Origin of the sequence: Ruminococcus sp. 1001136sp1_2201st1_G3_2201SCRN_220225, assembly GCF_040924365.1 — a bacterium.
GTDB classification, from domain to species: Bacteria; Bacillota; Clostridia; order Lachnospirales; family Lachnospiraceae; genus Blautia_A; species Blautia_A faecis.
Genome location: NZ_JBCOME010000043.1, coordinates 27,436 through 37,485, shown reverse-complemented (window position 1 = coordinate 37,485; position 10,050 = coordinate 27,436). Strand labels below are relative to the sequence as shown.

Below are 10,050 nucleotides of genomic sequence, written 5' to 3'. Positions count from 1 at the left end.
TGAGGCTGAGCTTCTGGCAGGTTAAAATAGGGAGAAATTTCTTATTTTAACTTGTACTAAATCTTGACATAGGACCAAATAACCTATACTTAATGTTCATATCGTTCCTATGCCCCTCCCTCTAATCTATATTTTCCATCCTTATATACGTTATATATATAATTATTATATAGTACATATAAGTGCCTGAAGCATATCCATAGCTTCCCCACCCCGTACTTCTCCTACGATTATTCGATCCGGTCTCATACGAAGTGCAGACTTAATAAGATCTCTTATACTTACTCCCGGTGCTCCGTTTATGGTCGCTGTCCGGGCTTCAAGGCGCACCAGATTTGCAATCCCTTGAAGCTTCAGTTCTGCATTGTCCTCAATAGTGATAATCCGTTCATCTTTTGGTATGTACTCTGACAAAGCCCCCAGGAATGTGGTCTTCCCACTTCCCGTTCCTCCGCCAATTACAATTGAATACCGGGCCCTTACCAGTTTTTCCAAAAAGGACGCGCACTCTGGAGTTATACTTCCCAGTTCAATCAGCTTTTCCATTGTAATTGGAGTATCCGGAAAACGTCTTATTGTCAGAATTGGACCATTTAATGCTACCGGAGCCACAACCACATTGACTCTGGCGCCATTTTCCAGTCTGGCATCTACTATAGGAGATGATTCATTCACAATGCGATTGCATTTTCCCACTATCTGTTGTATCACATCCTCCAGCTTTTCCTGATCTGTAAAAGACTTCGGCCACCTTGTCAGTTTTCCTTTTCGTTCTACAAAAATAGAATCCGGACCATTCACCATAATCTCAGTTACAGTTTCATCTTCGATCAATTCCTGTAATACATCAAGCTTCCTGACGGAATAAAACAGTTCCTGGCGAAGCTGCACTTTTTCTTTCAGGCTCACTCCTGATTCCCGCAGAGTGTTTACGATCAGCTCATCAATCGTTTCCAGAATTTCCTGGTCTGTAAGTTCCCGGTAAACATCCAGCTTCTCCATGAGCATTTGTCTCAGTTTGCGAAAGATTTCCTGACTCATTCCTTTTCCTTTCTCAGAATTTCCCTGACATAATCTCCAAGTTCACTCCACAGCAGCCCTTCAATATAATTCTCCGGTGCCACATTTCCTCCATGAAAAGGCGGGCGTACCTTTACAGTTCTGGTAAGAATCTGCGGATAATCCCAGATTCTTACCAGGTTTTCGAATTGGGAAATCTTGGATATGGATACCGGATCAGACAGCACTGGCATATAAATTTTCCGGCACATATCCAGAACTTGAAAAGTCCCATCTACTGCCCCTCCAATATCCAGAATCACAAATTCGTAATTACTGTGAAGTACAATCTCCTGTATCAGTTTTTCCCAATCTTCCCATGCAGTTCCTCGTATGTCCTCTGGCGTACGTACAGGCGGAATGAAATCCAGATTGTTTATTGTCTGTACCATACTGTTCATCTTATAAATCAGATTTCCATTTTCCTGCCGTACAAAATAAAGAAGGTCACTTAAATTCTGCGCGAACCCTTTTCCCAACATTTCTTCAAAGCCGGAGTATTCCTCCAGATTCAGATAAAGAACAGCTCTTTCTTTTGCCAGAATCTGTCCTAATGTAAGTGCAAACGATGTTTTCAGGCAGCGCCCCAACGGAGAATATACTGCATAAATTTCCGTGGTCTTTTTCAGTACAGGAAAAACAGCCGGAGCTACTGCTTTCTCGGCTCCGTAACACGCCATCACTTCCCGCACAACATCTGAAGAGGCCTGATATTTATACACACTTGGATAACGGTCCAGATCCGGTGGGTGCACGCCTTCCGAAAGTATAACAATTTTACCAATTTCCAATTCCTGCACCTGACGGCACATAGCCTTCTGGGAAATCAGCAGCAACTCTATGTGATTCATTTTCCCATAGGCGATCAGACTCTCTACGTTGGTAAATGCCTGAATCTCAAATGGGATATTTTTCTTATGATTAAGATAATCCATAAAATTCAAGGCATAATCCACCTCAAGATCACAGACAGCAAAAATATTCTTCTTCAATAGACACCTCCCGCATAAAGCAATGCACTTAAAAATATAGGAACTGTGAAATGAAAGTTTTCCAACGGCATACCGCTTTTGTAATAGGGTTCTCTTTTTCCTGTTTTGAAATAAACACTGATGTAATGTAATAAGTAAAGAATTCGCTGGCAGACAATGCCGCTTGAAATCATAAGAGCAGCTGATATGACAGCTCCAATCAGAAAGGAATAGGAAATGCAATTGAGAATTTTCGTCGGTCCGATCATGCTTCCAATAACACTCAAGAGCTTGATGTCTCCGGCTCCCAGCATTCTGAATATGAATAAAATCCCCAGAATCAGTATCGGTACCAGCAGACCGCATATCCAAGATCCGAGACTGCTAACATCTATTTTCCATATTCGCGTAAACAAACTGACCAATACACAAAAAAGCAGCCAGCCATTGTCTACCTTCGCTCTCTGAATATCCATCAGAGCGGCGCAGCCTGCCGCTATAGCAGGAAATATTCTGTAAAAAAGCATAGACGTACCATCCCTTCTTTTACATAGGTTTACTAATAACAGGAGGCTATCTTGAAGTATTTTAGAGCCTGTTTGAGAAAGGCTTCCTGTATTTTATCTTTCGTAGAATAGGGAATAGTCGATCTGAAAAGATGACCTTCGATACCAGATGACTTCTGGTGAGTCTTATTATAGGTGCTCTATCTCCATTTGTCCAGTCTTTTTTTTACAAATTTTTCTAAAAAAACTATAAACCTTTTTGTTCTTGCAGTATAATATTAACGGAGGTAAAATTATGACAATATTAACATGTCTTGGTGACAGCATCACCGATTGTGAACACTGCTTTTCCAGAGATTTCCTTGGCAATGGCTATGTAAAAATGCTGTCAGACTGTCTTAAAAGGGACGGCTCAGACTATCAGGTACGCAATTATGGCACTGACGGCTTTACTATAAACAGACTTCTGCAGAGAATTCAGGGTGATTCTGATTTTACAAGTGATATTATAACAATTTTAATCGGAATTAATGATATTGGATTAATAATGAATACGGACAGAACACCGTTTCAGCAGAGGAATATGCTTTTTTCTTTTTACAAATGCTATGCAGATCTTATAACAATATTAGCAAAATCGAACTCGCGCATTATTTTAATGGAGCCTTTTCTTTTTCCCTGGCCTGCCTGTTATAGAACCTGGCTTCCTTTTCGCCAGAAAATATCACAAATGATCCACCAGCTATCAGAACAGTTTCAAATTTCTTATCTTACATTGCATGAGGAATTGAATGAAAAGGCGCGTCGTTATGGATATTCAGAAATTACTACAGATGGGATTCACCTTACTGAGCAGGGACAAAAATTTCTGGCAGACAGATTGTATAAATTAATTTGCGGCTATTCACCGTACTAGTACATCGTTTTCGAAATAACTATACCACTCACTTGTCTGTGAATCCGATTGCACAGGTATAAAAGCCTCGGCGTAGCCCGCTACGCCTGCGTTTTTATACCTGCACACTCGAATTCACATCCTACGCGATTGGTATAGTTATTTACGAAACGATGTACTAGAGCGTGTTTGAAAAAGGCTTTCTGCAAGATGTGTAAAAAGCAATCTGTCTTATAACAGACTATTTTCAGTTGCATTGCTGGATACAATTATGTATAATGACCCTAAACTTATAAAAGAAGGTTTTTTTATGGATAAAATCATTAAAGAAATTGAAGATATGTCACTAAATGCATGGCCCTCCCATAAAATGGAGCTTTATGATGGATGGATTCTCCGTTTTTCCTATTTTTATACACATAGAACAAACAGTGTGGAGCAGTTCGGAACTTCTACCCTTTCCTGGAGGGAAAAGGTTTCTTTCTGCGAAGCAGAGTATGCCCGACTGGGCAGCCCTGCAATTTTTAAGATCAGTCCTCTGGTTTCTCCGGATTTTGATTATCTTCTGGAAAACCGCAACTACGAAATCCAGCATACAACAAATGTTATGGCAGCCTCACTGGATGGAGCAGATCTTTCTGCGCCTTGCGATCAGGTAACTCTTACTGACGATATTCCAGATATTTGGATTGAAAGTCTTTTTGATCTGAAAGGCACCATTAATCCTGTTCACCGTGCTGTAGTTCCATCCATGTATCATGCCATCGTAAAAGACACCGTATGCGCCTCCATCTGGAGTAACGGAAAAATTATTGCAACCGGGCTTGGCATTCTGGATCGAAATTATATTGGATTGTACGCTATCCATGTTCGCGAAGATTTCAGACACAAGGGTTATGCTCGTCAGATTTGTACTGCACTTCTAAAAGAAGGAAAAAAGAAAGGCGCAACTAAGGCCTATCTTCAGGTAGTAGAGGGAAACACTCCAGCACGTAATCTTTATGAATCACTTGGACTTCATTATCTCTACACCTATTGGTTCCGGGTTCAGACACATACAAACTGAAAACTTTTCAGAGCATGTTTAAAAAAGGCTGCGATCAGTGTTTATCCTGATCACAGCCTTTTATTTGGGAATCGTATTTTTTGACTTATTCAACAAGTTGATTTCTCAAACAATCAACTTTCCAGTAAGTACATTGCTTCATAATCCATCTTATGCCATATTATTTAATTTGGGGTTTTGTATATAATTCAGCTCCTGGACTGCTGCCATTTATACGGTCTTCTTCTCCAGCTTAGCAGGTCTTATGTTTCCTACAACCATGCCTGTAAGCGGGCTGAAATAAAGAAGACTGGTAAGTACGCAGTAGATTGGAGTCATGATTGCAAACTGTACAAGACGTCCTGGCATAATTGCATAGAAGTTTGCTCCGATCATTACCAATCCTGCAGTGGTCAGTCCAAGTGTTCCCACTACGCCAGAGACTGCAATTGCGACACACATAACAACAGTCTTTACTTTTCTGTTCTTTTCAGCCATTAGTTTTCCAGCCAGTCCGGGGATCACACCCCAGGCAACTGCTGATAAAGTAATCAGTGGATTAACTCCATAGCCTTTCATAAAACATCCAATGATATCGGCAACAGCACCTTCTACACCACCAGCTACAGGTCCCATCCAAAGACCTGCCAATACAGTGGCGACAGTTCCCAATGTAATTCGATATACACCAAGATCAATTACCAGAACGCGTGACAGCACAAGCTGGATTGCTACCAGCAGTGCAAGGAATACAAGAGTCTTAACACTCCATGTCTGTTTGTTTTTACGCATAAAAAAAACACCTCCATAATGATTAAAATAACAGAGTAGTTACCATAAATAATAATCCCTCCACATTATGAGATGTTCTCACATGTAGCAACGGGTGCGGAAAATATATCGTAAACAGTCCTGCTGCTTTTCGTTTCACGGCGACTCCCCAGCCAATGAACACTTGACGCATAAATTCCTACTTCGCTATTATTTATTTAAAATGATTATAGCACAAAATATAGAAATTTCAATATGTATTTGTTATAATATTCACATAAATAAATTAATCGTTACTGTTCACTGACAAATGTTTGTGCATACTCTCCTCTTTTTCGCATATTCTAAGAATATCTTCCCTTATATAGGAAAAATATTTGACAAAAAGGAGTGTTTCTATGAGTATAAAATCCACAAACAAATCATCTTGCCAAAAACAGCCGCCACTACAGAATCCTTACAATGTTTTTTATAATAATTACATGAATACAAATGCTACTACAGAATGTACAGGACTTGGCTATCGTATGCCGGATAACTCGGAGGAATGGAATGCCTGCCGAGAGGTTTTCGATTTTCTTCCTGTACCATTTCCGGATTCGGAGGATACAAAGCAACAATGAAAAATTTCACAAAACTATTACTTGGCTCTTTGGTACTGTTCTCTCTGTCAGGATGTACTGCCGGTGATATGATCACCAGCTATACTTCTATTTCTGATCAGAGTGAAACCACCTTACAGAACACTTCAGAAACACCCAAACAGCGTGTTTATATGGATGAAATCAAAGGAACCCTTAAGGATTTCACCGGTGCCACCCTGACTATGGAAAGCCAGGAACAAACTTACGTTTTTGATCTTTCTGAAGCAACTTTGGAATGCGAAGATGGCATGATCACTGGAGATGAAATCAGTGTCATTTATGAGGGGCAGCTCTCTAACAAGGATACCAGCACTGTAAAAGCATTGAAAGTAGTAGACGACTTTCACAAAAAGAATCAGCTGGAAGTACGAAAGGCCTATGGGGAAGTACAGAGTCTGACTCCAAATACCATTACCATAAAAAATAAAAAAGGCAAAACAGCCACCTATCCAATCACTGGAACTGAACAATATTATCAGAATGGCATCCGCACCGGTGTATGGGTATACATTCATTTTAAAGGCAAGTTTGCTTCCAGTCAGAATACCCAAAGTTCTTCTCTTAATGCCAGTCATCTGAAAGTACTAAGCATTTCAGATATTGATCCGCTTACACTTCCAGATCCAACACCAACACCAGATCCTGCACAGGTTTCTGCCGATGCCTCAGCAAAAGAACAGCAGATTCATGCAGAAATTCAGAATATTTCCCTGAATACACTCACAGTTCTTCCCTCTGGCTCTGACAGCACAATAAATGTAGACTTGTCTCAGATTCCTTCTTACTTTAAAGGTGGAACAGCACCAGGCTCCTATGTAACCATAACTTGCACTGGACAATTTCAGGGAAATTCACTGGATGGTGTTACTGTTACAGCAGTCACCGGTGATGATCCGGATTCTCTTGGAAGCCGTGAAATTACCAGCTCAGTCAGCGGTACAATTATAGGCCATACAGCAAATACCGTCACACTTCAAACTGGCGATGGCGCAACCATAACCTGCTTTACAGAAGGGGCAAAGGATACCTCCACCAGTAATATGGAATCCGGCGCAGGTATCTGCATTACCTTTGATCCTACAAAATCCAAAAATTCCAACATTTATACATCTATCAAGATTCAGGACGCCTGAAGGTGTCCTGAATCCTTTTCTCTCCATCTGCCAGCCAGGCTCTCACATCCCCGGATTCTCCCAGAATGTCCATAAATGCCTGGTATTCATCCATTAAGCCCTTCCCATGTAAGACCATATAAGCTCCTGCATCACTTCCAAGAGCCACCTTTGCTCGGTACTTGTATGCCAGACGAAGGTTCTTTGCGGCCAGTTCTATAATAGGATCAAGCACTGATTCCTTATATCTTCCACATCCACGAAGATTTCGAATTGTCACAAGAGTAGGAACCCATACACTATCACTGTCAGCTAATTCTATGATTGTTTCCGGATCAATATAATTTCCATGTTCTACTGAATCCACACCAGCTTCCACAGCTGCCTGTACGCCATAAATTCCATTGGTATGGCTCATCACCGCCAACCCTTCTTCATGGGCAATATGTACCATCTCGCAGACTTCCTTCCTGTCTAAAGGCGTTCCAGTAATCTGTCCATGGTTATTAAAATCCAGAAGTCCTGTGGTCATAATTTTAATAAAATCTGCCCCTTTGTTTTTCGCTTCTTTCAAAAGGACATGGTATTCTTTCATAGTGTCAAAACCTTTTCCCACGATAGAGCCATAGTGTCCATTTTTATGGATGGCAAAAACAGGAGTACGATAATCAATTCCATATTCTGGTGCCAGTTTCCTGGCTCTTTCCGATACTCCTAATGCATCTCCACCATCTCTTACAAATACAATCCCCAGCTCTTCATAAGCTTTCAAATGTTTCCGTATCACTTCATCGTTTACATGATCCTTATGAATAGAAATTGCATCTTTATAATTCAGTCCATCCATGATCAGGTGCGCATGACACTCTCCAAACATTTCTTCATATAACACTGATTATCTTGAAAAATAATTCAGCTTTTCCTTTCTTCCGCAGAGCGTGTTTGAAAAAAGGACTTCTGCAAGATGTTCGTCACAATTTGTGGGAGATTTTGTCCGGAGGAGGGCGTCGTAGCGAGCTACGACAACCGAATTCGAGCAAAATATACCGCAAAGTGGGGCGTACAGATTGTGGGAATGCTTTTTCAAACACGCTCTAATACGGATTTTTTCAATCCTCTTTTATTCTTTATTGCAACTATTCAGCGGGTGCTATTCCGCAAGGTGCTTTTGCGAAGGAACTGAACAACTGCTATTTATTTTCGAAAAAGGCTCGAATTTCTTTCTCGGAAGCCTGCACAGACCCCTGTACAAAGAAAGGCTTACCGCCTCCCCTGCCATTCAATACTGCATTCATCTCTTTTGTAAACTGACGTAAGTCTCCGTCTTTTTCTCCCATAGCATACTTATAGCTTCCATCTGCATTCCTGGAGAATACTGCACAACGCCCCTTACAAACCTGTAAAATTGCATCTGTAAGCTTCTGAACGCTTCCTGCTTCCATTCCTTCCTGGAATAAAACCACATTCTCTTTTTCTTTCCATTTAGCAGCTTCGCCAACGATAAATTCTTCTTCTAACGCATGTACTCTTCCCTTCAGAGCAAAATTTTCATCCTGAAGCCTTGCTACCGCTGACGCTGTTTTGTCCATTTTCGCAGACAACTTCACGGAAATCTGACGATTCTGTTCATTTACCATGTTCAGATAATCAAGCACTCGCTTACCTGACAGCATTTCCATACGAACCCCCTCACGGAATTTCACCACAGAAAGCAACTTCAACATTCCAATTTCTCCAGTACGCGTCACATGAGTTCCACAGCACGCGCAGGTATCTGCTCCTGGGAAGCGCACAATACGAACCCATCCGGAAAGCTCTTTCTTACTTCTGTAATCCAGATTTTTAAGTTCCTGCTCTGTAGGATAAAAAATCTCAACTTCCTGATTTTCCCAGATAATCTGATTCGCTTTCGCTTCGATTTCGGCCATTTGTTCTTCATCCAGCATTCCGCTGAAATCGATGGTGATCACATCGCTTCCCATGTGGAATCCCACATTGTCATATCCAAATGCTTCATGTACCAGCCCACTTACAATATGCTCTCCGGAATGCTGCTGCATAAGATCAAATCTTCTGCCCCAGTTAATTTTTCCTATTACATCCATACCGACTTCCAAAGGCCCATCTGTATAATGAATTAACTCTCCATCCTTCTCATGAACTTCCTTAACATTTATTCCGCCTAATATACCGGTATCACTGGGCTGTCCGCCTCCTTCAGGATAAAAAGCTGTCTGGTTTAAAATTATTTCATAGCCTTTCTTGCTCTCACGACACTCCAACACCTTAGCGGTAAATTCTTTTTTATATACATCTTCATAATATAACTTTTTTGTCTCGTACATAAATGCTCCTTCTTTCATATAAACAGCAGGATTTATTTCTATCTTTTATTCACGAAACTGATTATAGTCTATTTATGCTCTTCCCGCAATTTTTATTTTTTCTTTGTATTTAGTCATTTCAGGACGTGTTCAAAATATGCCGCAATCTCCCACAAAGTGTGACGCACACCTTGCATAAAGCCTTTTCAAACACGCTCTAACCCATCCGACATCTATGAATTCTCTCATGCAAGCATGGCTCATTCATGGTTTCCATCCGGGACTTTCATAGTAAAAACACCTTGCAAAATAGTACCAGCTGAATAATTACAAAATTTTTATTTATTTTTGAAGAACTTTATCAGGCAGTCGCGTTATAATTAGAGAACGGACAGGAAGGAGGCTGATAACATTTCACAGGAAGAATATCTGGAATATCTGATTGACCAATACCAGAATCTGATATATTCCATATGTCTGAAATCAGTAGGTAATCCTTTCGATGCAGAAGACCTCACTCAGGAGGTATTCCTGTCTGCCTACAAAAGTCTCGCCCACTTCGATGGGCTTTATGAAAAAGCCTGGCTTAGCAAAATTGCAGTACGCAAATGCCTTGATTTCCTAAAAGCTGCCGGACGCCGTTCAATTCCAACGGAAGATATTTATTTCTCACAGCTTCCTGATCTGGAGAATCATTCTTCCCCAGAGGAACAGTATCTGCAG

General features: G+C 40.8%; 13 protein-coding genes and 1 riboswitch. Of the genes, 6 read left to right on the top strand and 7 right to left on the bottom strand.

Annotated elements, in window-relative coordinates; translation table 11 throughout:
* Positions 1-165 precede the first annotated feature (165 nt).
* Genes AB5642_RS13815 through AB5642_RS13805 form a run of 3 tightly spaced genes read right to left on the bottom strand, consistent with a single transcriptional unit; the run spans position 166 to position 2,557 of the window.
* On the bottom strand, positions 166-1,041 hold the full coding sequence (locus AB5642_RS13815) for a CpaF family protein (protein ID WP_368371694.1): 876 nt from the start codon (positions 1,039-1,041) through the stop codon (positions 166-168).
* Positions 1,038-2,051, bottom strand: coding sequence for a hypothetical protein (locus AB5642_RS13810; protein WP_226836621.1), 1,014 nt, complete (start codon positions 2,049-2,051; stop codon positions 1,038-1,040). Before AB5642_RS13810 ends, AB5642_RS13815 begins: the two co-directional genes overlap by 4 nt.
* Complete coding sequence (locus tag AB5642_RS13805; RefSeq protein WP_173719045.1) at positions 2,048-2,557, bottom strand: prepilin peptidase; 510 nt, start codon at positions 2,555-2,557, stop codon at positions 2,048-2,050. Before AB5642_RS13805 ends, AB5642_RS13810 begins: the two co-directional genes overlap by 4 nt.
* A 274-nt stretch (positions 2,558-2,831) precedes the next feature.
* Here AB5642_RS13805 and AB5642_RS13800 point away from each other — a divergent pair, with 274 nt between their 5' ends.
* Both AB5642_RS13800 and AB5642_RS13795 read left to right on the top strand, forming a co-directional pair.
* Complete coding sequence (locus tag AB5642_RS13800) at positions 2,832-3,452, top strand: GDSL-type esterase/lipase family protein (protein ID WP_173719044.1); 621 nt, start codon at positions 2,832-2,834, stop codon at positions 3,450-3,452.
* Between the two features lie 289 nt (positions 3,453-3,741).
* Positions 3,742-4,497: an N-acetyltransferase gene (locus AB5642_RS13795; protein ID WP_173718421.1), complete on the top strand. Its 756-nt coding sequence runs from the start codon at positions 3,742-3,744 to the stop codon at positions 4,495-4,497.
* 210 nt (positions 4,498-4,707) lie between these two features.
* Here AB5642_RS13795 and AB5642_RS13790 read toward each other — a convergent pair whose 3' ends face one another.
* A complete protein-coding gene (locus tag AB5642_RS13790) occupies positions 4,708-5,268 on the bottom strand; it encodes a folate family ECF transporter S component (RefSeq protein ID WP_173718422.1) in 561 nt (186 codons plus the stop codon).
* A gap of 86 nt (positions 5,269-5,354) precedes the next feature.
* Positions 5,355-5,456, bottom strand: a riboswitch (THF riboswitch).
* Positions 5,457-5,645: 189 nt separating this feature from the next.
* Here AB5642_RS13790 and AB5642_RS13785 point away from each other — a divergent pair.
* Positions 5,646-5,870, top strand: a complete 225-nt coding sequence (locus tag AB5642_RS13785) for a hypothetical protein (protein ID WP_148462188.1) — start codon at positions 5,646-5,648, stop codon at positions 5,868-5,870.
* The gene (locus AB5642_RS13780; RefSeq protein WP_173718423.1) at positions 5,867-7,024 is read left to right on the top strand and encodes a hypothetical protein; all 1,158 of its coding nucleotides are present in this window, start codon (positions 5,867-5,869) and stop codon (positions 7,022-7,024) included. The genes AB5642_RS13785 and AB5642_RS13780 overlap by 4 nt, the downstream gene beginning before the upstream one ends.
* Here the strand turns inward: AB5642_RS13780 and AB5642_RS13775 are convergent.
* Together AB5642_RS13775 and AB5642_RS13770 are read right to left on the bottom strand one after the other, a co-directional pair.
* Positions 7,005-7,895 (bottom strand): Xaa-Pro dipeptidase, encoded by an 891-nt coding sequence (locus AB5642_RS13775; RefSeq protein ID WP_308768384.1) that lies wholly within the window; start codon positions 7,893-7,895, stop codon positions 7,005-7,007. The genes AB5642_RS13780 and AB5642_RS13775 overlap by 20 nt on opposite strands.
* Positions 7,896-7,898: 3 nt before the next feature.
* Positions 7,899-8,048 (bottom strand): DUF6783 domain-containing protein, encoded by a 150-nt coding sequence (locus tag AB5642_RS13770; RefSeq protein ID WP_308768387.1) that lies wholly within the window; start codon positions 8,046-8,048, stop codon positions 7,899-7,901.
* Between AB5642_RS13770 and AB5642_RS13765 the strand changes: the two genes are divergently transcribed.
* Positions 7,980-8,186 (top strand): DUF6783 domain-containing protein, encoded by a 207-nt coding sequence (locus AB5642_RS13765; RefSeq protein ID WP_308768386.1) that lies wholly within the window; start codon positions 7,980-7,982, stop codon positions 8,184-8,186. The genes AB5642_RS13770 and AB5642_RS13765 overlap by 69 nt on opposite strands.
* Before the next feature lie 7 nt (positions 8,187-8,193).
* Here AB5642_RS13765 and AB5642_RS13760 read toward each other — a convergent pair whose 3' ends face one another.
* On the bottom strand, positions 8,194-9,348 hold the full coding sequence (locus AB5642_RS13760; RefSeq protein ID WP_227200606.1) for an alanyl-tRNA editing protein: 1,155 nt from the start codon (positions 9,346-9,348) through the stop codon (positions 8,194-8,196).
* A 390-nt stretch (positions 9,349-9,738) separates the two neighbouring features.
* On the opposite strand from AB5642_RS13760, the gene AB5642_RS13755 reads away from it, so the two are divergent.
* Positions 9,739-10,050 (top strand): RNA polymerase sigma factor (locus tag AB5642_RS13755; protein WP_368371695.1); only part of this gene is annotated, 312 nt, incomplete at its 3' end.

Bases quoted from the DNA above. Each gene is read 5' to 3' on its own strand.
- AB5642_RS13785 (WP_148462188.1), top strand. From the start codon at position 5,646: ATGAGTATAAAATCCACAAACAAATCATCTTGCCAAAAACAGCCGCCA.
- AB5642_RS13760 (WP_227200606.1), bottom strand. From the start codon at position 9,348: ATGTACGAGACAAAAAAGTTATATTATGAAGATGTATATAAAAAAGAA.
- AB5642_RS13805 (WP_173719045.1), bottom strand. From the start codon at position 2,557: ATGCTTTTTTACAGAATATTTCCTGCTATAGCGGCAGGCTGCGCCGCT.
- AB5642_RS13780 (WP_173718423.1), top strand. From the start codon at position 5,867: ATGAAAAATTTCACAAAACTATTACTTGGCTCTTTGGTACTGTTCTCT.
- AB5642_RS13815 (WP_368371694.1), bottom strand. From the start codon at position 1,041: ATGAGTCAGGAAATCTTTCGCAAACTGAGACAAATGCTCATGGAGAAG.
- AB5642_RS13800 (WP_173719044.1), top strand. From the start codon at position 2,832: ATGACAATATTAACATGTCTTGGTGACAGCATCACCGATTGTGAACAC.
- AB5642_RS13795 (WP_173718421.1), top strand. From the start codon at position 3,742: ATGGATAAAATCATTAAAGAAATTGAAGATATGTCACTAAATGCATGG.
- AB5642_RS13790 (WP_173718422.1), bottom strand. From the start codon at position 5,268: ATGCGTAAAAACAAACAGACATGGAGTGTTAAGACTCTTGTATTCCTT.